At 40.0% G+C, this 21,450-nt stretch carries 16 protein-coding genes; 6 read left to right on the top strand and 10 right to left on the bottom strand.

Features of this window, described 5'->3' with window-relative positions:
* Positions 1 to 7: 7 nt before the first annotated feature.
* On the bottom strand, positions 8 to 619 hold the full coding sequence (locus tag GM552_RS08880; protein WP_196424864.1) for a hypothetical protein: 612 nt from the start codon (positions 617 to 619) through the stop codon (positions 8 to 10).
* A 396-nt stretch (positions 620 to 1,015) separates the two neighbouring features.
* On the opposite strand from GM552_RS08880, the gene GM552_RS06560 reads away from it, so the two are divergent.
* The 4 genes from GM552_RS06560 to GM552_RS06545 all read left to right on the top strand — a co-directional run bounded on the left by GM552_RS06560 (position 1,016) and on the right by GM552_RS06545 (position 6,801).
* Positions 1,016 to 2,215 (top strand): CCA tRNA nucleotidyltransferase, encoded by a 1,200-nt coding sequence (locus GM552_RS06560; RefSeq protein ID WP_155565767.1) that lies wholly within the window; start codon positions 1,016 to 1,018, stop codon positions 2,213 to 2,215.
* Between the two features lie 117 nt (positions 2,216 to 2,332).
* Positions 2,333 to 4,090, top strand: coding sequence for an ABC transporter ATP-binding protein (locus GM552_RS06555; protein WP_155565961.1), 1,758 nt, complete (start codon positions 2,333 to 2,335; stop codon positions 4,088 to 4,090).
* A 27-nt stretch (positions 4,091 to 4,117) separates the two neighbouring features.
* On the top strand, positions 4,118 to 5,224 hold the full coding sequence (locus tag GM552_RS06550; protein ID WP_155565766.1) for an HlyD family secretion protein: 1,107 nt from the start codon (positions 4,118 to 4,120) through the stop codon (positions 5,222 to 5,224).
* The gene (locus GM552_RS06545; protein WP_155565765.1) at positions 5,221 to 6,801 is read left to right on the top strand and encodes a DHA2 family efflux MFS transporter permease subunit; all 1,581 of its coding nucleotides are present in this window, start codon (positions 5,221 to 5,223) and stop codon (positions 6,799 to 6,801) included. The genes GM552_RS06550 and GM552_RS06545 overlap by 4 nt, the downstream gene beginning before the upstream one ends.
* Here GM552_RS06545 and GM552_RS06540 read toward each other — a convergent pair whose 3' ends face one another.
* The 4 genes from GM552_RS06540 to gpmI all read right to left on the bottom strand — a co-directional run bounded on the left by GM552_RS06540 (position 6,802) and on the right by gpmI (position 11,947).
* A complete protein-coding gene (locus GM552_RS06540; RefSeq protein ID WP_155565764.1) occupies positions 6,802 to 7,269 on the bottom strand; it encodes an RNA pyrophosphohydrolase in 468 nt (155 codons plus the stop codon).
* 10 nt (positions 7,270 to 7,279) lie between these two features.
* Positions 7,280 to 8,839 carry a S41 family peptidase gene (locus GM552_RS06535; protein WP_155565763.1) on the bottom strand — a complete coding sequence of 520 codons (1,560 nt, stop codon included), beginning with the start codon at positions 8,837 to 8,839 and terminating at the stop codon, positions 7,280 to 7,282.
* Between the two features lie 117 nt (positions 8,840 to 8,956).
* Entirely contained in the window at positions 8,957 to 10,147 is a 1,191-nt protein-coding gene (locus GM552_RS06530; protein ID WP_155565762.1) for a murein hydrolase activator EnvC, read from the bottom strand.
* Positions 10,148 to 10,420: 273 nt separating this feature from the next.
* Positions 10,421 to 11,947, bottom strand: coding sequence for a 2,3-bisphosphoglycerate-independent phosphoglycerate mutase (gpmI, locus tag GM552_RS06525; protein WP_155565761.1), 1,527 nt, complete (start codon positions 11,945 to 11,947; stop codon positions 10,421 to 10,423).
* Positions 11,948 to 12,313: 366 nt separating this feature from the next.
* Here gpmI and msrB point away from each other — a divergent pair, with 366 nt between their 5' ends.
* On the top strand, positions 12,314 to 12,697 hold the full coding sequence (msrB, locus tag GM552_RS06520; protein WP_155565760.1) for a peptide-methionine (R)-S-oxide reductase MsrB: 384 nt from the start codon (positions 12,314 to 12,316) through the stop codon (positions 12,695 to 12,697).
* A gap of 5 nt (positions 12,698 to 12,702) precedes the next feature.
* Here msrB and GM552_RS06515 read toward each other — a convergent pair whose 3' ends face one another.
* The 3 genes from GM552_RS06515 to greA form a co-directional block, all read right to left on the bottom strand.
* A complete protein-coding gene (locus tag GM552_RS06515; protein ID WP_155565759.1) occupies positions 12,703 to 13,878 on the bottom strand; it encodes an MFS transporter in 1,176 nt (391 codons plus the stop codon).
* Positions 13,879 to 14,238: 360 nt separating this feature from the next.
* Positions 14,239 to 15,441 (bottom strand): threonine ammonia-lyase, encoded by a 1,203-nt coding sequence (locus GM552_RS06510; RefSeq protein WP_122123881.1) that lies wholly within the window; start codon positions 15,439 to 15,441, stop codon positions 14,239 to 14,241.
* A gap of 18 nt (positions 15,442 to 15,459) precedes the next feature.
* A complete protein-coding gene (gene greA, locus GM552_RS06505; protein ID WP_110438619.1) occupies positions 15,460 to 15,933 on the bottom strand; it encodes a transcription elongation factor GreA in 474 nt (157 codons plus the stop codon).
* A 144-nt stretch (positions 15,934 to 16,077) separates the two neighbouring features.
* Between greA and GM552_RS06500 the strand changes: the two genes are divergently transcribed.
* Positions 16,078 to 16,644 (top strand): chorismate lyase, encoded by a 567-nt coding sequence (locus GM552_RS06500; protein WP_155565758.1) that lies wholly within the window; start codon positions 16,078 to 16,080, stop codon positions 16,642 to 16,644.
* A 22-nt stretch (positions 16,645 to 16,666) separates the two neighbouring features.
* Here GM552_RS06500 and carB read toward each other — a convergent pair whose 3' ends face one another.
* Positions 16,667 to 19,915 (bottom strand): carbamoyl-phosphate synthase large subunit, encoded by a 3,249-nt coding sequence (gene carB, locus GM552_RS06495; RefSeq protein WP_155565757.1) that lies wholly within the window; start codon positions 19,913 to 19,915, stop codon positions 16,667 to 16,669.
* A gap of 10 nt (positions 19,916 to 19,925) precedes the next feature.
* The gene (carA, locus tag GM552_RS06490; RefSeq protein WP_155565756.1) at positions 19,926 to 21,317 is read right to left on the bottom strand and encodes a glutamine-hydrolyzing carbamoyl-phosphate synthase small subunit; all 1,392 of its coding nucleotides are present in this window, start codon (positions 21,315 to 21,317) and stop codon (positions 19,926 to 19,928) included.
* Positions 21,318 to 21,450: the final 133 nt, after the last annotated feature.

Below are 21,450 nucleotides of genomic sequence, written 5' to 3'. Positions count from 1 at the left end.
GTAAAACCTAGCTTTTGTTAAAACCGAGAAAGCCGATTTCAGGTTTGGAAATATTGTTATAATGTGAATATGTGTTTGATTGGTTGAGATTTGAAACAGTTTTACGTTGATTTTGACCTTTAATGGATAAATATCCTTTTTCACTTTTAACCGAAACCGTTGATATTTCTCTATCACCATTTAGTTTTTGAGGTGAGTTATTATAGCCACGCATTGACAAAAGCAAAAAGGTGATGCGATCGCGATTAAGATCAATGGACATTTCCAGAGGTGTTTGACCCAAGACGTTGGTTGCATGTAAATCGGCACCACGGTTTAAAGCATCTTGTGCGGCGTAAAGGTTTCCGACATTGATCGCTTCAAAGAGGGATTGTGTTGGATTTTTGCTATCATCATCATTTGAATCATCATCAGTTGGATCATCATCGTCATCATTTGTTGATGTTTTGTTTGTTTGACTATTTTGCTTGTTGTTTTTGGATGAAGAAGTTACTTTTGATGTTTTTTGTTTAGGGTTGTTTTTTGCTGTCTGGGCAACGCCAGACAGGACAGGTAATGTAAAATATCCGCTGAACGCAAGGCAGAATAGCAAAGATAATAAACGAGATTGATAATTCATGTGATTATTCTCTTGATAGAAACCAAAATCCTAAAGCTAATATTTCTTTTATCAAATCAATCATGAATAAGAAACACTTTCTTTATATCATATTTCAAAAGATATTTTGCATATTAAGTTCATGGATATGCATTTACAGTTTATTTGTTATGACATAATGATAAAATTCAGAATAGGGATGATGTGGACATGATAGATTTATAACATAACCATTATTCATCAAGAAAGAATTGAAATGGGAATGATATAAATTTTCAAGAAAATAATTTTAATTTTGTATTGTTTACTGACAGGTTTGCAAAGTCGCAAAGAATTATTGATGGGTCTATTGTTGAATTAATTTCTAAGAAATAGGATGGGTCGTTTCAATAGAATGATTATAAAAGTGACTGTTTCATGAATATTTTGGATAAATTACCTGATCAATCCAAAAAGGATTTAAAAAAATTATGGGATATTTTTCCTGATGCACGTTTAGTTGGCGGTGTGGTTCGGGATTTGCTTGTTCAGAAACCAATTTCTGATATTGATATCGCAGCCATGGATCTCCCTGACCGTATAATTGAAAAATTAAGTCGGGCAGGGATAAAGGGGATACCTACAGGTATTGAACATGGAACAGTTACGGCAATAATAAATCATCATTCATATGAGATAACGACATTACGTAAGGATATTAAGACTGATGGGCGACATGCCAAGGTTGTTTGGACACAGGACTGGCAAGAGGATGCTGCCAGACGTGATTTTACAATTAATGCTTTATATTGTGATAAAAACGGAAAATTATGGGATTATTTCCATGGACAGGAAGATCTTTCATTAGGTCATGTTCGTTTTGTAGGAACGGCACATGAACGTATTGCAGAAGACTTTTTAAGGATTTTAAGATATTTTCGTTTTTATGCGCGCTATGGAAAAACTCAACCGGATTTAGATGCTGTGAATGCCATTCAGTTTTATGCGACACAGCTTGATACTTTGTCGGCAGAGCGAGTTTGGTCAGAATTAAAAAAGATTATCACGGGTCCAAGAGCTGGGGATGTATTAAATTTGATGGATAGATATGGGGTTTTAACCGTTCTAATGCCTTTTGGGTATCGTCTTGATCCGTTTGTTAAACTTATCGCGGCAGGCGTGCCTGATAATGCAATTATCCGCCTGTCTGCCTTAATTAAGGGGTCTGCCATATTAGTTGCAAAAAAGTTTAAATTGTCCAGTAAAGATGCTAAATTCTTATCAAGATTGGAAAAACCGTTATCCTTAAAAGCCGATGCATCGGATAAGCGGCTTGTTCAATTAAAGGCATTATATTCTCTTGACGTTCTTATTGGCCAAAGCTGGCTAGAACAGATTAAACACCGGGATGATGATTTCATTCTATGGGATAAATGGCGTAAACGGGTTATTGATATACCGACACCAGTTTTCCCCGTAAAAGGTAGGGATTTAATTGAACTGGGAGTTGAAAAAGGTCCAATAATGGGGAAAATTCTTGAATCGGTTAAAATATGGTGGATTGATGGTGGATGTTATGCTTCCGCCTTGGATTGTATAGAGTGGTTAAAAAGGCACAGTTTGAAAAATACAGATTAAATATTCGATTTAATATTTTAATTTGGGTTAAAAAGCTTTCATATCATTTGCTCCATGTAAAAGTATCAAAGTGTGAATCAAGAACAGAAAAACAATAAGAAACAAACTAAAAGAAAGATGATTTTATCCCTGATACTGGGGGAAGACAAAAGTTGGCCTTTTCTTCAACGTTTATGGAGAGAGCAAATACGTTTTTATCCGAAACGTATTTTATTGATTGTTATCTCGACAATTTTTATGGCCGGATTGACAGCTTTATACCCTTTGGTGATAAAGCGCGCATTGGATATGTTTAAGGATAATGATCCTCGAATTTTGTATCAGATCCCCGCCCTGGTTGTTATGGTGACGGCCGCAAAGGCCGCGTCACAATATATTCAGACGCTTTCCGTACAAGATTTGGTTTTACAGATTATACGGGGGCTGCAGAAAAAAATGTTTTTGCATCTGGTTCATGCAGATATCTCGTTAGTTGAAAAGGAAGCCCCCGCACAGCTTTCCGCCCGTTTTACCACTGATGCATTATCCATACGTGAAGCCATGATAAGAATGGTTAATGCGTTTGGAGATGCAATTACGGTTATTAGTTTGATTGTTTCGATGTTCTATATGGATTGGGAGTTGAGTTTAATTGCGGCTCTATTATATCCAATCGCTGCTGTACCTATTCAAAAATTGGGAAAGCGAGTGCGCAAAGCTTCCGGAAATATGCAGGAACAGGTTGGAAAAACCGCAGCGTTATTGAATGAGACTTTTTCACAGGCCAGAACCGTTCGTGTCTATGGAATGGAAAAGCGTGAAATCAGACGGTTGGGTCAATCATTTGATCAATTATATGATGCTACTCTAAAAATTATTCGAGGTCGTGCAAAAGTTGATCCAATTATGGAGGTTTTGGGAGGAAGTGCCGTTGCGGCGGTTTTAGGATTTGCTGGCTGGCGTGCCGCGATGGGCGGTGCAACCTTGGGGGATTTTTCAGGCTTTGTAGCGGCTTTGCTTTTGGCGGCAAGACCGTTGCGGGCCCTGGGATCTTTAAATGCGGCAATGCAGGAAGGCATATCTGGTCTAAACCGTATTTTTAATATTATTGATCAACCTATCAAAATAAAAGATAAAATGAATGCACTGCCTTTACCTAATGGAAAAGGGAAAATTCAATTTCAAAATGTGCATTTTATTTATCCAGGTCGTGAAGTTGGATTGCATGGTTTGAATTTTGAAATTGAATCAGGCCAGACTGTTGCCCTGGTTGGGCCCTCGGGTGCGGGAAAATCAACGGCGTTGACTTTGATCCCCCGTCTACATGATATACAGCAGGGACAGATCATTTTTGACGGAGTTGACTTGCGGAACATCAAAATTCATGAATTGCGTTCAGCAATCGCCTATGTTCCACAAGATCCGTTGTTATTTGATATGTCTATTATCGATAACATTCGGATCGGTAATCCGTATGCAAGCAAAGAGGAGATCGAAAAAGTCTTGGAAGGGGCAGCTATCAATCGTTTTCTTGGAGATTTACCAAAAGGCCTGGATACAAATGTTGGTCATGGTGGACAATGTCTTTCAGGAGGTCAGCGTCAGAGAATTGCCCTTGCACGTGCGTTAATAAGAAACCCTCGTTTATTGTTATTGGATGAAGCGACAAGTGCATTGGATACGGAAAGTGAACATGTCATACAAAAAGCCTTGGCTAAACTGCGAAGGGATTGCACGACTTTAATTGTGGCCCACCGTTTGTCTACTATACGAACAGCACATGTCATTATCGTTGTTTCGGATGGGAAAGTTGTAGAACAGGGAAATCATGATTATTTAATGAAACAGCAGGGCATGTATGCCAGATTGATACAGACGCAGAATCTGGATTATTAATAATTTTATCATTGTGGATGGACATTTATGACAGCGGATACAACTGACTCGAAACAGGATCTTGATTCATCTGAAGAAAAAAAATCCACCAATCCTAAAAATAAAAAAAAGGCAATCCGGTATCTAATGTTTTTCATTATGATCATTGTTGTCATTTTAATTGGTTTATATTGGTGGTTTACACGTAATGATGTTAGTACGGATGATGCATTTACCGCCGGGCGTGCCATTACGATCGCACCGCATGTCAATGGTTACGTGACTGAATTATTGGTCAATGATAATCAGTTTGTCCATAAGGGTCAGGTTTTGTTGAGGATTGATTCAAGGGATTACAAAGCATCTTTTTTACAGGCGCAAGGTAATTTGGAAAGGGCAAAAGCCCAGTATCTTGCCTCACAATATTTATTGGAAGTTGCAAAAAAGAATTATCCAGGTCAGCTAAAAGTTGCCGAGGGACAACTGGAAGCCGCGAAAGCGCAATTATTCAAGGCCAAAACGGATTATGTTCGTCAACATAATATTGCGCGTCCTGCTACAACCCAGCAGGCGATTGATTATGCCACTTCCGCTTTTAACCAGGCAAAAGCGGAAGTGGACAGAGCTGAAGGTAATTATTTAATTGCCACTCCAGTCGAAGCCAATATTGGCAATGTCAAAAGTAAGGTTTCTGATCAGGGTGGGGCTGTTAAGGCAGCGGAAGCACAATTGGAAACGGCCGCTTTAAATGTTGGATGGACTGAAATCAGGGCACCGCATGATGGATGGATTTCCAAACGTAACGTTGAGCAGGGCAGTTATGTAACCGTTGGTCAATCCCTTTTATCCATAGTTGAGCCAGAGGTTTGGGTAATTGGAAACTACAAGGAAACACAGATTACCAATGTTCGTCCGGGTCAAAAGGTTAAAATTGAGGTGGATGCATATCCATTTATGAAATTAAAGGGGCATGTTGATTCAATCCAGGCAGGAACAGGATCTGTCTTTAGTGCTTTTCCACCAGAAAATGCTACGGGTAACTATGTCAAGATTGTACAGCGTGTTCCTGTTAAAATATTGATTGATGAAGGACTGGATCCCAAGGTTCCCTTGGCCATAGGTCTTTCAGTCGTGCCAACGGTTTACACGAAATGAGTCAATCCGCTACCTTAAATACCGTAAAAGAGGAATGGAAGCCAAAACATAATCCATGGTTAATTGCCATTGTCGTAACTCTTGCCGCTTTTATGGAAATTCTGGACACGACAATTGTCAATGTATCTTTGCCCCATATTGCCGGCAGTTTATCAACAACCTATGATAATGCGACTTGGTCATTGACCTCCTATCTGGCGGCTAACGGAATTGTTTTAACAATTTCGGGATGGTTAGGAAGGATCCTTGGACGAAAACGTTATTTTCTTATTTGTATATTCATGTTTGCCGTATCTTCTTTTTTATGTGGTATCGCAAATAGCTTGGCTCAGCTCGTTTTATTCCGCCTAATGCAAGGATTTTTTGGGGGGGGGCTTCAACCAAACCAGCAATCGATAATTCTCGATACCTTCCCTCCAGATAAACGGGGGGCAGCTTTCGGACTAACGGCAATTGCCACTGTGGTTGCACCTGTATTGGGTCCATCCTTGGGCGGATGGATCACGGATAGTTATTCCTGGCGATGGATTTTCTTTCTTAACGTTCCTGTCGGAATCATAACAGTGTTTGCGGTGGCCATGCTTGTTGATGATCCGCCATGGGCCAGAAAGCGTAGTGAACGAATTGATTATATTGGAGTCAGCTTAATAACACTGGGACTTGGTTGTCTGGAAGTCATGGTGGATCGTGGGGAAAATGCTGACTGGTTTGGTTCGGGTTTCATCTGTTGGTTGGGTTTTTTTTCGGTAATTGGTATCATAGGCGCAATAATATGGCTTCTTTATACAGAAAAACCTGTTGTTGATCTAAAAGTATTCAAAGATCGTAATTTTGCAATAAGCTCAATTTTAATGGCTGGATTGGGTGGATGTCTATATGCATCAGCTGTAATTGTTCCACAATTTACGCAGCAGATTATTGGATACACGGCTTTTCTTTCTGGATTGGTTCTAACACCAGGTGGGATTGCCATCATTATTTTAATTCCTGTTATTGGTAAAGTGATCAATGTTGTTCAAATACGTTATGTAATAGCGATGGGTTTTTTCCTATTCGGCTGCGCGTTGTTTTATTCAGCCAACTTGGTGCCAAATTCGGATTTTTTGCATTTGGTCATGTACAGGATATCACAATCGGTTTGTCTCGCTTTCCTATTTGTTCCTCTCTCAACCATTGCCTTTATGACAATTGAAGAAAAATATAATGCAGATGCTTCGGCATTGTTTAGTATGACAAGAAACGTGTTGGGAGCCTTATGTATTTCTGGAGCAACAGCTTTAATCACTGAAAGAAGGCAGGTAAATCAGGCACACATGGTACATTGGATGTCTCCTTTCCATCAGCCTTTTAATGATTATTTGGCACATATGCGTGCAGTGGCTCAGCAATTGGGATATGCAACACAGGATCAGGCAGAAACAGCCATGAAGTATCTTTATCAGGATTTCATTAAACAGGTGGCAATTTTGGCCTTTAACGATGTATTTATGATTTTAGGTTGTTTGGCTTTTCTTCTCGTACCATTTTGTTTTTTTCTGGATGGCTATACAGCAAAGAAAAAAAAGGTAGATAGCTAATTATATGTATTTATGAAAATATTCGGCTATTTTTTGATAAAGATCATGTTTGAACCCGGTGTTGATTTTCGCCAATTCGGAAGATGAAATCCATTTCCATTCATTGAACTCTTTTTCATTATGGGTATTTAGATCAATATCGCTATCTTTCCCCAGAAATCTAACAGCAAACCATTTTTGGGTTTGTCCTTTATACTTACGTTTAAGAGGATTGCCAATCATATTGGATGGGAAATCATAGGATAACCATTCGGGATATTCCTCCAGAATTTTTATGTTACTTGTACCAATCTCTTCCAACAATTCACGTTTAAGCGCTTCTTGCGGGGTCTCATTTTTGTCGATCCCACCTTGGGGAAAGGCCCATATCTTATCTTTTGCCAGATCATGGCGTAATGCAATGAAAATTTCCCCTTTTTTGTTAAGGATAAAAGCTGCAACATTACGACGATAAGGTAGGGCTTTCATGATAAAATCCTTATTTGGAATGGATAGCAGGATGATCAGGAACAGACTTGTCCTGATGATTGGGCTGCTTTTGTTCTTGTTTTGAAGAATTGGCTTTGTTATCGTTGGAAGGTTTTTGCTGAACGGTGTTTTTACCTTTACTGTCCAAAGAGGCCGATTTTTTTAATGGGATAGGAAAAGGTTTATCGTTGGATAATCCGGCCATGGATCTTATAACTTTTAGACCCTGTTGTAACTGGAAATCAGTTGAGGGGTTCGTATAATCAAATTTTGCCCAATCTTTAGGAGGCTGGGCCGGTATTGATTTCGCAATTGCAGGTAGATCATTTCTGATGGGAGCTTTGGTTTGGTTTCCGCCTTCATTTTTGATAATATGATTTAGGTCAGCTTCACGAATGTTAAATTCTGGTGCATCGTAACTATCTTGCACCTTGATATCGGGGCTGATACCCAACCCCTGGATTGAACGGCCAGATGGTGTGTAATATCGCGCTATCGTTAGGCGGATTGCACCATTTCCAGGAATAGGCATGACAGATTGAACAGATCCCTTACCAAAGGTTTTTTCCCCTACGAGCACAGCACGATGATGATCTTGCAGAGCTCCAGACACGATTTCACTTGCCGATGCTGAACCTCCATTAATAAGAACGACAATAGGCAATCCATTGGTAATATCTTTCCCCTTGGCATTCCATCTTTGATTATCCTTAGGATTGCGTGCTTTGGTTGAAACAATGGCACCTTCCTTTATGAAATCCCGGCTGACAGAAATAGCCTGATCAAGTAGCCCGCCTGGATCATTACGAAGGTCAATGACCAGACCTGCAAGTTTGTGGTTGCTTTCTTTTTGTAGTTTATCAAAGGCCTGACGCATATTTTTCTCTGTTTCTTCGTTAAACTGAGAAATTCGAATATAGCCTATACGATCATAAAGAGCTGACTTTATTACTTGAATGTGAATGATTTCACGGATCAGGGTTACTTTAATAGGTTTCGGTTCTTTCAGACGGATCAAAGTCAGGGTGATTTGTGTTTTAGGTTTGCCACGCATTTTATCGACGGCTGCATTTAGGGTCATTCCATCAATATTTTTGCCATCAATCGCAATGATATAATCCCCGGGTTTTATACCGGCCCGTGCGGCAGGTGTTCCATCAATTGGTGAAACTACCTTAATATGCCCCTCATCTTCTTGTACCTCCAAGCCAAGGCCACCAAATTCACCTTTGGTTTGAATCTGCATGTTGGCAAATTGTTTTTCCGTCATATATGAACTGTGGGGATCAAGTCCTGTCAACATTCCATTCAACGCATTGGTGATCAAGTCCTTGTCCGCAACAGGCTCAACATAACCGGCTCGAACGCGTTCAAACACATCTCCAAATAAGGTGAGTAAGCGATAGGTTTCAGCACTGTTATTTTGTACCTGATCTTTTTTTACATCTTCGGCCAATGCTTGAATGGTCAGTTGGTTATCCGACCGTATCCAATTTTGAATCTGTGATCCCAATCCAATGCCAGCGATAAAAAGTGTCGTACCTAGCAATAATCCTGTACGGAACTTCATGCTGATTTTCTCCTAATACTTGATCCTAAAGTGGAAATGTTAACCTGTCTTTTATAATTAAAATCATGTTATATGTTAAGAAATATCTTTACCATTATAACATTAAACGAAATTATCTTATAAAAAAGGAGATGGATTGATTGCTCTCTCGCCCCGTCGTAATTGCACAAAAAGGGTGGGACGTCCGGTTTTTCCGCCTGACCAGGCCGGCATTTGACCGATCATAATCCCTTTTTGGATCGATTGTCCAATGGCTACGGATAAACTATCCATACCAGCCAACACGAACCGGTAGCTTTTTCCACAATTCAGAATGATCATGTGCCCATACCCTCTAAAAGGTCCAGCGAACTCGATTAATCCGCTGCAAGGGGAACGGACTGTTGCTTGAGATTGGGGGGCATAGGTAATTCCCTGCGCTGGACCAGTTTCTGTTTTACTTCCCCATAATGAGACAATGGGTCCGATGACGGGTGCATTGGCCTTGGATGTGGTTCTTGAATTGAGACCAGGACCGTTGTTGGCTGATGAGATCATGGCTGACTCTTTCCGTGCTTTCTGCAATCGTGCCATATTATGTGCTCTTTGCGCGCGGATAATTTCAGCTTTTAAAGCGTGTTGTGCCCTGATTTTTGTTAGATTGATCTGTCGAATTGCATCATTAAGACTTTGCGCCTTCTGAGCTGCATTAGCTGCATTCTGGGAAATCTCAAAAACCGTTTTGGCAGATTCCTGTTGAGTGATGCGGGCCTGCTTTAAAGCCTTGGTTAATTGATTTTGTTCATTTTCCTGTTTTTTGTGAAGTTGGGCAAGATTCGTGATCTGAATTGTAAATTGATTTTGTAGCTGATTGATTTCCTCTTTATGTTGCTTAAGAACTTTTGCCTGATTTTCCAGCTGCTTGGATAGGTTCTGTATGATGGACAAACCTATTGTTGCATGGGAGGATGGCGAAGGCGCCGCGAGTAATGTATCTGAGGGATACAGGGATAACCGTTCAATTAAGGGGAGGAATTTTGAAAAATTTTTTGATTCGTTTTGCAACTGTATATTCAAGGTTACAATCTTAGATTTCAGATTTGTTATTTCCTTGTTAATTTCCTGAATTCGGGTTTCGGTTGTCTGTAGTTTTTCAGTTGCCTGAACCATATTGTTATTGATTTGATGCGTTCGCTTTTTATCTTGCCGGGCTTTTAAAATTGCACGTTGTTTTTCTTTTTGAATAGTTTCCAAATTTGAATTTATTTTTTCTTTTTCTTTCAAAAGCTGTTTTTGTGTTTGTTCGCTTTTATTCAGAATTTGCTGCAATCTCGTTTGCTTTTGCTGTTGAGCACAGGCATGATGGGGTAGTCCGGTAAGGAAAATACTTATCTGGATTATAAATATAAAAACATGAAATTTAAAAAATGAAGATAAATGACAGAGTTTCAGAACGGCCTCGATAAATTCAATTTATGTAAAAATATTCAATCATTGATATATTAAAATTTTACAGTGATAAAATGAAGATCATAAAAAACCTTTAGAATGAATTATTCTAAAGGTTCGTTAATGACATGCAAAACTCGGTTGATAAATATTTTATTCTTTGATCAGCACTTTACCTGTCATTTCCTTGGGCTGTGGTAAATTCATCAATTTTAAAATCGTTGGTGCCAGATCTGCCAAACGACCGTCATGCAGTTGAACATTCTCAACACCGTCAAGGATAACGGGAACTCTGTCAAGCGTATGTTGAGTATGAGGTTCACCAGTTTTTTCATCAACCATCATTTCACAGTTTCCATGGTCAGCCGTAATAATTAGGGCTCCATGTTGTTTCCTGATGGCTGGAACAATTTTTCCTATAGCTTTGTCAACCGCTTCAACCGCTTTAATGGCAGCATCAATCTTACCTGTATGACCCACCATGTCAGGGTTTGCGAAATTGACAACGATTAGGTCATATTTTTCACTGTTGATGGCATTTACAACTTTTTCAGTTAATTCGGGTGCCGACATTTCAGGTTGAAGGTCATAAGTTGCAACTTTTGGAGAGTTGACCAGAATACGATCTTCGCCAGGGAAGGGGTCTTCATGACCACCATTCAAGAAATAAGTGACATGAGGATATTTTTCCGTTTCCGCAGCCCTGAGCTGTTTCAATCCAGCGTTGGAAACGATTTCACCCAGAACATTGGTTAATGTTTCTGGTGGGAATAGCACGCCCATTTTCTTGATTAATGTATCGCTATATTGTGTCATCCCCAACACTTTAGAAAATTGGACGGTTTTGGTACGTTTAAAACCTGTAAAATCAGGTTCCAATAACGCATCCATTAACTGACGGATACGATCAGCTCTGAAATTAAAGGATAAAACGGCATCTTGATCCTCCATTCCCTTATAATCACCAATAACTGTTGGCACGATGAATTCATCGGTAACTTTTTGATTATATGATTCAGAGATTGCAGCTAACGCATCCGTTTTGTGAGGACCCTTGCCCTCTACAATAACATCATAGGCTTTTTCAACGCGATCCCAACGTTTATCACGATCCATTGCATAATAACGTCCTGAAACAGTGGCAATCTTTACATCCTTTGGTAGTTCATTTAAAGCCATCTCAATATAGCCCCTCGCAGATTCAGGAGGAGTGTCACGTCCATCAGTAAAGACATGTAGTGCAACTTTAATGCCATAATCGTGTAAGGCCTTGGCCAGACCAATGGCATGTTCCTGATGGGCGTGCACGCCTCCTGGTGAGAAAAGTCCGAGTAAATGGCAAGTCTTGCCATTTTTCTTCAGGGTTTCAACAAAATCCTTAAACAATGGTTTTTTCAGAATGTCTCCAGTTTTAATGGCATGGGTAATTTTTGGAAGTTCTTGCATAATGACACGGCCAGCGCCGATATTCATATGTCCGACTTCAGAATTTCCCATTTGTCCATGAGGCAATCCAACATCTTCATTACTTGCATCAAGAAGAGCATGTGGAGAATTTTTAAAAAGTGCATCAATATTGGGAATACTGGCATTGGCAATAGCATTATCTTTTTTATTTGGGTTATACCCAAATCCGTCAAGGATTGTCAGCATAACGGGGCGATATTTTTTTTGAGTCATTTTTATGTCCTGTTTATTTGTTCATGGATCGTTTTGATTTTTGTTTTTGATGAACGTTATATAGTTAAAAGTTAGTTAAGTAGATAAATGAATGCAACCAGAATTTAAATTTTATCAATGATTGACTATGATCTTATAAACTAACCATATTTTGGAAAATCATAGTATTATGATTCATAATCTGATTTCATGGGGATATTTATTTAATGCTTGAAATAATATCAGTAATTTTAACGAAATTATATAAAAATAATTAATAAATATAAGTATAATTGTTTAAATAAATTAAAATTATTTATTATTATTGAAATAATTTGCAAATAATAGATTTTTTTATAAAAAATTAAAAATATAAAGGTTTTAAAAATGAAAAAAGAGAATTCATGGATGATGAATCTAACTCCAGAGCAATTACACGTTATCAGAGATCATGGTACTGAAGCATCCGGCAGCAGTCCTTTGAATTATGAATGGAGAGAAGGGGTGTATCAATGTATTGCCTGTCATGCACCCCTGTTCAAGGCAAATATGAAATTTGAAAGTGGTTGTGGCTGGCCATCTTTTTTTTCTGTAATAAATGGTGCGATCGAAACGGAAGTAGATACAAGTCATCATATGAAAAGGATTGAGGTTCATTGTGCCAGATGTAAGGCACATTTGGGTCATTTGTTTCAGGATGGACCTGCGCCAAATGGGGAAAGGTATTGTATCAACGGGATTGCACTCAATTTTGAAAGACAAATAAAATAGTTCATTTAGCCAAAAGATACGTCTTTAGTAAAAACCAACCAGAAAACCAGGGCACAAAGGGCAATCAGTGAAAGCGTGAGAAAAGCCTGATCATAACCATGGTATTTTGCTATTGTTCCTGCAAGATAATGACTGCATGATGCGCACAATCCCTGACATGTGAAGATAATGCCTAGTCCCGTATTAAATCGTCCTGATCCTTGCATTATCTTGGCAACGATTCCAGGGATGGCAACACCGATCAGACCAGCACCAACACCGTCAAGAATTTCGGCAGGAAGCAAAACAAGGGGATGTTGAATTGTTCCAATCAGTAATCCTCTTGCAGGTAGTGCAACAAGGGCTAAAACAAGCAGAATTCTATATTCATGCCGTTTTGCAAAAAACGCGGCAAAAATGGCCATTGGGATCATTGTTGCCTGAGCAATTATGATCGTCATGGCGGTATAGGATCCCGGTTTATTGATAATATTTTTTGCGACCATTGATTGACTTAAAAGTGGAAGCATCGCTGCATTGGCAAGATGGAACAAACCGATCGTAACAGCAAGAATAAAAAGTTTTTTATTTTTTAAGAGTTTGAAAAAGGGTTGGGGACTGGTTTGGTTGACATTTAACCCCCGTGCAATTTTATTGTCAATTTGTCTGGATGGGATTAATGCAAGGGCTGTAATAGCCAGGAATGCTGAACAGCTCATTAAAATAAAAATAGCCTTTAATCCAAAATAATAACTTGCTATTCCGGCTATAAGGGCTGCACAAGCATTTCCTGCATGATTAAATGATTCATTATACCCAATTTGTTTATCAAAGAGATCGGGTCCCACCAATCCCATTGTTATGCTGACTGTTGCTGAAATAAGGGTTGCTCCGGCAATGGCAATTAACATTTGAGAAATGATTGTCATTGGCAAATTGGGATAATGATAGATAAAATAGCAGCCCATAATGATACTGATTGTGGCAATAATACCTATATTTTTTTTGTAACGAATATGATCAATCAGCATACTTACGGGTGTGGTGATGATTATGCTGGTTAACCCAGCCAATGTCATGACAAAACCGATTTTATTAACTTGCCAATGATTTTGCTGCAGAAACACACCTAGGAAAGGTCCTAAACCGTCTCGAACATCGGCTACAAGAAAATTAAACAGATTAAGAAAATAAAGTGGCATAAAATCTTGAAATTGTCATTGTTATGAAGAATTGATTATATATGATTTATTTTCTTTAAAAAGCAGCTTAAAAGAAATAATTAAGTTTAAAATTACTTTATTTGGTGAATACTCAATATTTTATAAATAATTTGATGAATAATAAAAGTAATTTAAAAGTGTTATAATTTACTGTATTAATTTTTTATATAAAAGTTTAAGTATGACTATGAATTTATCAAAAAATATTTTTGAATGTTTAATTCAACAGCTTTAAATAAATTTTAAAATAAATATTTATACAGGATTTAAAATCATTGAATTAATTAAGGTGATTGAATACGAATTGGTTGAAATATATTCGTATTCAATCAATTCAGACTAAATTCTTTCGACAGTATATTTTTCTCGAAGGCTTTGTATAATTTCCTCTGCATGTTCTGCACTGCGTGCTTCCGCCATAATTTCGAGAATGGCCGATTGAACGCTTGAGGTCGAGAATAACCGTTGATGTGATACCTCTATGATATTTCCACCCTTTTCAGTTCCTATAATGTGGGAAATGTCAGCCAATACACCTGGACGATCAGGAATTGAGAATCTTAGACGTAATAGTCTTCCTTCCCGTAGGAGGGTTCGAAGTAGGGTGTTGGCCAATATACGTGTATCAATATTTCCCCCGCTGATGGGAAAGGCAATATTTTTACCCTTAAACCGTTCTGGATAGGTTAGAATGGCAGCCAGACCACTTGCCCCCGCTCCTTCGGTAATTTGCTTGGCATGTTCCGCTACAAGGGTTATAGAATCCTCAATGGCCTCCTCTGGGACGGAAACGATATCTTCCACATATTTTTCTATGACTTCAAAAGGATAAAAACCTAGTTTGCGAACGGCTATACCTTCCGCAATGGTTGCACCGCCAGGCGGTTTTAACGCTTTATGGGTGGCAAAGGAATATGAAAAATAACGATCGCTTTGAACACCAATTATTTTTGTGTAGGGTCTTAAAGCGGCAGCTACAACAGCACATCCTGAAATCAGTCCACCCCCGCCAACGGGAACAATCAGGTAATCAAGATCTGATTTTGTATCCTCGAAAATTTCCAGTGCCAATGTTCCCTGTCCAGCCATGACTGCGGGATCATCATAAGGATGAATGAAAACACGTCCATCTTCCTTGGCGAGTTGATTGGCATATTGGGTGGCCTCGGTAAAATCTTCACCTTCCAAAACAATCTTGGCACCCCAGGCCGCAGTTCGGTTGATTTTTGTCACAGGTGTGAATTTCGGCATGACAATAATCGCATCAATGCCTAGTAATTGTGCATGGCGTGCAACGCCTTGGGCATGGTTGCCGGCTGAAACGGTGATAACCCCCCGTTTTTTTTCCTCTTCAGTCAGCAGGGCAAGTCGGTTGGCAGCGCCACGTTCCTTGAAAGAGCCAACGGCTTGAAGATTTTCAAGTTTCAAGGTGATATCTGCATTTACTCTTTTTGACAGGGACTGACAAAACAGGGTAGGAGTGCGGATAATATTTTTATTTATCCGTTGCGCCGCATCATGGACGTCGTTAATTGAAATCATAATAGTATAAATCAGGGGTTAAGCGTAGATAACATCAAGGATTTCATAAGATCGATCTCCCCCAGGTGCAGGGACAGAGATCGTTGCTCCTTTTTCCTTACCGATCAGAGCCTTGGCCAAAGGGGATGAAATTGACAATAGACCTAATTTGATATCGGCTTCATGAAGTCCAACAATTTGAAAGGTGGACTCTTTTTCTGTTTCTTCATCAATCAAAACAACTTTTGCACCAAATTTAACAGTGTTTCCTGATAGGCTTGATGGATCGATAACCTGAGCCGATGAAATTATCTGTTCAAGTTCCAGTATGCGTCCTTCAGTAAAAGACTGGCGTTCACGCGCCGCTTCATATTCTGCATTTTCAGAAAGGTCGCCATGACTGCGTGCCTCAGCGATCGCACGTATAATTTCTGGCCTTTCTTTATCTTTAAGTCTGCGTAGCTCTTCTTCCAGACGTCGTAGCCCTTGAGCCGTCATTGGAAATTTTTGCAAAGTTGAATGTCCTTTAAGAAACAAATTAAGAATATTATATAAATACAATTGTTATTATAAACATATTTTTCTATAAAGAAAATTTTTGTAGCATATTACATTATTTTATTTCTAAATCAATTCTCAATCTCTATATTTGATTTCATGTATCATAAAAAGTTATGCTGGGCAGATCACTCCCGATGGAAATCCCGTCTTTCAACCCATGAAGATGAATGGCTGTTCAATTCGGAATCTTTGACAAAACGGTTAATTCGTTTAAGTCGAAATCAATTTTCATTAAAGCGTCTGTCTGAACAAAAACAAAAAATCAGGGAAGATGAATGCGGGATATTAGAGGTTGGTTATCCAAGTCTGAAACAGGTCAGGCAGGTTGTTTTGGAGGGACAAGGTCAAGCCTGGATATATGCCCGTAGCATTATCCTGTCCAAAGGGGAGGATTGCAGGGGAAACCTTTTTCAGGCAATTGGCAATAAACCGCTCGGGTCTGTATTATTTCAAAAAGATGTTTTTGAAAGGTCAAAAATTGAAATAACAAAATATCCTAGAGAACTCCTGCCAATTGATTATCGCCATTTTGGTTTATGGGCAAGAAGATCGGTATTCATTTGTTCCAGTCAATCAGTACTTGTGCAAGAAGTATTTTTACCGGATTTATGGAAACATATAGTCAATAAAAAAAAGCAGGTTTATAATAATCACCTGCTTTAGTTAAGAAAATGACCTTAGAATTTTAATGATTAAAATAAGATTGCAGCGGGGCCACGTCCAGTTTGCCTTCACGCAAAGCCGCAATGGCATGGACGGCGGCGGCGGCACCTGCCATAGTTGTATAGTGGGGTATATTATGGGTCAGCGCGGAATGGCGTATGTCGAAACTATCGGCGGTTGCCTGTGCACCCTGAACAGTATTGATAATTAGCTGGACTTCTCCGGAAAGGATCGCGTCGACACAGTGTGGACGACCCTCCAATACCTTGTTAACCACCTTGGCTTCAATACCAGCATTCTTTAAGGTTTCGGCTGTTCCACGTGTGGCCAGAATTTTAAATCCCATTTCTGTCAGTTTTCTGCCCAGAGGCAATAGAGAGGGGCGATCACTATGACGTACCGAAAGGAAAACATTGCCTGTTAAGGGTAAGGTTACACCGGCACCCAATTGAGATTTTGCAAAGGCACGTTCAAATGACGTGTCAATACCCATGACTTCACCTGTAGATCGCATTTCAGGGCCGAGAATGATATCTACATTGGGAAACCGCGCAAAGGGGAACACCGCTTCTTTAACGGCGACATGACCTCTAACAGAACGCTGTTTTAACGAAAAGGATCTCAATTTTTCCCCGGCCATGATTCTTGCCCCAATCTTGGCAATGGGTACCCCGGTTGCCTTTGCAACAAATGGAACAGTTCTTGAGGCGCGTGGATTGACTTCCAATATGAATATTTCATTATTCTTGATTGCATATTGTACATTCATCAATCCAACAATTCCCAAAGCTTTTGCCAGGGTCGTGGTTTGTGCCTGCAATTCTGTTACCAGGGCGGGTGAAAGGGTGTAAGGTGGAATAGAGCAGGCACTGTCACCAGAATGAATGCCGGCTTGCTCGATATGTTCCATTACACCGGCGACATAGACATCCTCTCCATCGGCCAGACAGTCTACATCGGTTTCAATGGCATCATTAAGATATTGGTCAATCAATAATGGGCCGGAAGATACATCGACACCAGCAGAGGAAAGAACCTCATTCAGATAACGATGCAGACTATTTCTATCATGGACAATTTCCATGGCTCGTCCGCCCAGCACATATGAGGGGCGAATAACCACTGGATAACCGATTTTTTCCGCAATTATTTCGGCATCTTCGGCATTATGAGCAATTCCATTTGACGGTTGCCGTAAACCAAGTTTTTGTAACAGGGCCTGAAAACGTTCCCGATCTTCTGCAAGATCAATAGCATCCGCTGGAGTACCCAATAGGGGGATGTTAGCTTCTTCCAGTGCTTTGGAAAGTTTAAGTGGCGTTTGTCCACCATATTGCACGATACATCCCTTTAAGACCCCTTTTTCTTGTTCGCGACGAATAAGCGCAATGACATCTTCTGCCGTTAGAGGTTCAAAATAAAGACGGTCAGACGTGTCATAATCGGTTGAGACAGTTTCAGGGTTGCAATTGACCATAATGGTTTCATATCCCGCTTCCCTTAAAGCATATGAAGCATGAACACAGCAATAATCAAACTCAATGCCCTGTCCAATACGGTTGGGGCCACCCCCCAAAATGACGATTTTTTCACGATCAGTTGGATGGCTCTCGCAAATTGGTGTATTAAAACCACCCTCATAGGTTGAGTACATATAAGAAGTGGAAGAGGCAAATTCACCCGCGCAGGTGTCAATTCGTCTGTAAATTGGATTAACGTTGAGTTTTTGACGATATTGCGCTATTTCCTTTTCTGACTTTTGTGTCAATTCTGCAAGCTGTTTGTCAGAAAATCCCATAGCCTTAATATTTCTTAGTTCAAATGGGTCAGAGGGCAATCCGTTTTTCTCGATCTGATTTTCAACAAGAATAATCTGTTGAAGTTGTTGTAAAAACCATGGATCAAAATGGCAGGCTTCATGGATACTTTCCAGTGAGATTCCCGCACGGATGGCTTGAGCGGCCACTAGAATTCGATTGGGTCTTGGTTGGGAAAGAGCTGCACGGAAAGAATCTTCGTCACCATCTCCGGGAATGGTTACCGGATTAAGTCCCGTCAAACCGATTTCCATAGAACGCAGACCTTTTTGAAGTGCTTCCGGGAAGCTACGTCCGATAGCCATCGCCTCACCAACAGATTTCATGCTTGTATTGAGCAGGGCAGGGGTACCAGGAAATTTTTCAAAGGTAAAGCGGGGAATCTTAACTACAATATAATCAATGGTTGGCTCAAAAGAAGCAGGTGTTGTTTTGGTAATATCGTTTTTGAGTTCGTCAAGGGTGTAACCTACCGCCAATTTGGCCGCAATTTTGGCGATGGGAAAACCGGTGGCCTTTGAAGCCAGAGCGGATGAACGCGAAACCCGGGGATTCATTTCAATAATGACCATACGTCCATTTTTTGGATTCAGACCGAACTGAACATTTGATCCACCTGTATCAACCCCAATCGCTCTCAGGCATGCAATCGAGGCATCCCGCATGCGTTGATATTCTTTATCGGTGAGAGTCAGTGCCGGTGCGACGGTGATTGAATCCCCGGTATGAATTCCCATGGGGTCAATATTTTCGATGGAACAGATGATGATACAGTTATCCGCCTTATCACGGACCACCTCCATTTCATATTCTTTCCATCCAACAATACTTTCCTCAATCAGGACTTCTGTTGTTGGAGAGGCATCCAAACCCGCACTGATGATATTTTCAAATTCATCCGTGTTGTATGCAATACCGCCCCCAGAACCACCCAGAGTAAAAGATGGACGGATGACCACAGGTAATCCAATCTCTTTTAAGGATTCTCTTGCTTCTTCCATAGAATGAGCAATGGCGCTGCGAGGGCTTTCAATACCAATGGCATCCATGGTCTCACGAAATTTCAAACGATCTTCCGCCCGGTCGATAACATCGGCTTTTGCGCCAATCAGCTCAACATTATTTTTTTCTAGAAAACCTGATTTTGCAAGGGAAATGGCGGTATTTAAAGCTGTCTGTCCCCCCATAGTTGGTAAAATGGCATCGGGTTTTTCTTTCAGAATAATGCGTTCTACCGTTTCAGGAGTAATTGGCTCGATATAGGTTGCATCAGCCATATCAGGATCTGTCATGATTGTCGCGGGATTCGAATTCAATAAAATTACGCGATACCCTTCTTCCTTCAGGGCCTTACAGGCTTGGGCACCCGAATAGTCGAATTCGCAGGCCTGGCCAATAACAATTGGACCAGCACCAATAATCATGATTGAAGATATATCAGTTCTTTTAGGCATATTGGTTACTCTATGATCTTTTATGGGAAGAGGAATGCTGATCCATCAATTCAACAAAGCGTTTGAAAAGATAATGGCTATCGGTTGGGCCGGGGCTTGCTTCTGGATGATATTGTACGGAAAAGGCCGGATAAATCTTTGAGGCAATCCCTTCGTTGGAATGGTCGAACAAATTGATATGCGTTTCGTGTACGGTATCGGGTAAGCTTTTGGGATCAACAGCAAAACCGTGATTTTGGCTGGTAATTTCAACCTTGCCCGTCTTTAAATCTTTAACAGGTTGATTTGCCCCGCGATGTCCCTGATCCAGTTTGTAAGTTTTACCGCCCAAGGCATGAGCCAAAAGCTGATGGCCAAGACAAATTCCGAAAATTGGAATATTTCTTTTTAGCAACTCCCTTAAAACTGGAACTGTATAATGAGCTGTTGCCGCTGGGTCTGCAGGCCCATTCGAAAGGAAAACACCATCAGGACTATAGCTCAATATTTCCTCAGTTGATACTGTAGCGGGAACAACGACAAGATCACATCCGACATTGACAAGATTACGAAAAATATTATATTTTGCACCGTAATCAATGGCCACGACTTTATAGGCAGGCTTGTTTTGATTTTTTTTATCGCTTTTCCAGCACCAGACATTTTTTTTCCAGGAATGGGATTTTGGACAAGTAACCTCTTTTGCGAGATCCATTCCCTTTAATCCAGGCCATCTTTTAATTTCTTTCCGTAAAAATTCCAGATCAAAATTTCCGTCTTCAGGCCAGAAGATCAAAGCATTTTGTGGACCTTTTTCACGGATAAGGAGGGTAAGGGCACGAGTGTCAATTCCATAAATTCCTGTCACATTTTGCTTTTTAAGCCAGCTGTTTAAATGACTGGTCGATCTCCAGTTGGAAGGTTCAGTAATTTTTTCTTTGATGATCAGTCCTTTTGCAACAATTGTATCTGCCTCGTTATCATCGTCGTTAGTACCTACATTTCCAATGTGTGGAAAGGTAAAGGTAATAAGCTGGCCAGCAAAAGATGGATCTGTGAGGGTTTCTTGATATCCCGTCATTCCGGTAGAAAAGCAGATTTCTCCAAGGGCAAGGTTGTTTTTTGAAGAATGGGCACCAAATCCCATTCCCCACAAGACGGTTCCATCCTCCAGTAAAAGAATGGCATTTGCTTTTGATGGGCGTTGGGTCTTTAAGCTGATAGAATTATCGTCATAATTATTTTTTTCAGGTTGCAAATCTTTTAAAGTTAATCCTGTTGCTTGTATTATTGTAGCCCAGTGTTTAGAAGGAATGGCATGAGCCTGCTTCCATTTGCGAATTGCTTCGGTAGAGACTCTGGCAATCTTGGCCGCCTTTTCAATACCGCCGAGCTTGGAAATAACTGTGTCAATATCTGTCATGTCCCTAGACCTTATGTTGGACGAATATAATTATTAATATTATATGTATATAGGATTGGGAAAAAAAATCCCAGCACTGAATGTAAATAAATATGATGGGAATTTTTTTCCTTATCAAAAAATGCTATACTTT

Origin of the sequence: Commensalibacter sp. ESL0382, from assembly GCF_009725775.1 — a bacterium.
In the GTDB taxonomy this organism is placed as follows: Bacteria; Pseudomonadota; Alphaproteobacteria; order Acetobacterales; family Acetobacteraceae; genus Commensalibacter; species Commensalibacter melissae.
Note: the sequence above shows the minus strand (reverse complement) of the source record. Positions and strands in the feature narration are given on the sequence as shown.

What these genes read in the sequence shown, in the direction of transcription:
- GM552_RS08880 (WP_196424864.1), bottom strand. Translation starts at nt 619, where the DNA reads ATGAATTATCAATCTCGTTTATTATCTTTGCTATTCTGCCTTGCGTTC.
- GM552_RS06560 (WP_155565767.1), top strand. Translation starts at nt 1,016, where the DNA reads ATGAATATTTTGGATAAATTACCTGATCAATCCAAAAAGGATTTAAAA.
- GM552_RS06555 (WP_155565961.1), top strand. Translation starts at nt 2,333, where the DNA reads ATGATTTTATCCCTGATACTGGGGGAAGACAAAAGTTGGCCTTTTCTT.
- GM552_RS06550 (WP_155565766.1), top strand. Translation starts at nt 4,118, where the DNA reads ATGACAGCGGATACAACTGACTCGAAACAGGATCTTGATTCATCTGAA.
- GM552_RS06545 (WP_155565765.1), top strand. Translation starts at nt 5,221, where the DNA reads ATGAGTCAATCCGCTACCTTAAATACCGTAAAAGAGGAATGGAAGCCA.
- GM552_RS06540 (WP_155565764.1), bottom strand. Translation starts at nt 7,269, where the DNA reads ATGAAAGCCCTACCTTATCGTCGTAATGTTGCAGCTTTTATCCTTAAC.
- GM552_RS06535 (WP_155565763.1), bottom strand. Translation starts at nt 8,839, where the DNA reads ATGAAGTTCCGTACAGGATTATTGCTAGGTACGACACTTTTTATCGCT.
- gpmI (WP_155565761.1), bottom strand. Translation starts at nt 11,947, where the DNA reads ATGACTCAAAAAAAATATCGCCCCGTTATGCTGACAATCCTTGACGGA.
- msrB (WP_155565760.1), top strand. Translation starts at nt 12,314, where the DNA reads ATGAAAAAAGAGAATTCATGGATGATGAATCTAACTCCAGAGCAATTA.
- GM552_RS06515 (WP_155565759.1), bottom strand. Translation starts at nt 13,878, where the DNA reads ATGCCACTTTATTTTCTTAATCTGTTTAATTTTCTTGTAGCCGATGTT.
- GM552_RS06510 (WP_122123881.1), bottom strand. Translation starts at nt 15,441, where the DNA reads ATGATTTCAATTAACGACGTCCATGATGCGGCGCAACGGATAAATAAA.
- GM552_RS06500 (WP_155565758.1), top strand. Translation starts at nt 16,078, where the DNA reads ATGTATCATAAAAAGTTATGCTGGGCAGATCACTCCCGATGGAAATCC.
- carB (WP_155565757.1), bottom strand. Translation starts at nt 19,915, where the DNA reads ATGCCTAAAAGAACTGATATATCTTCAATCATGATTATTGGTGCTGGT.
- carA (WP_155565756.1), bottom strand. Translation starts at nt 21,317, where the DNA reads ATGACAGATATTGACACAGTTATTTCCAAGCTCGGCGGTATTGAAAAG.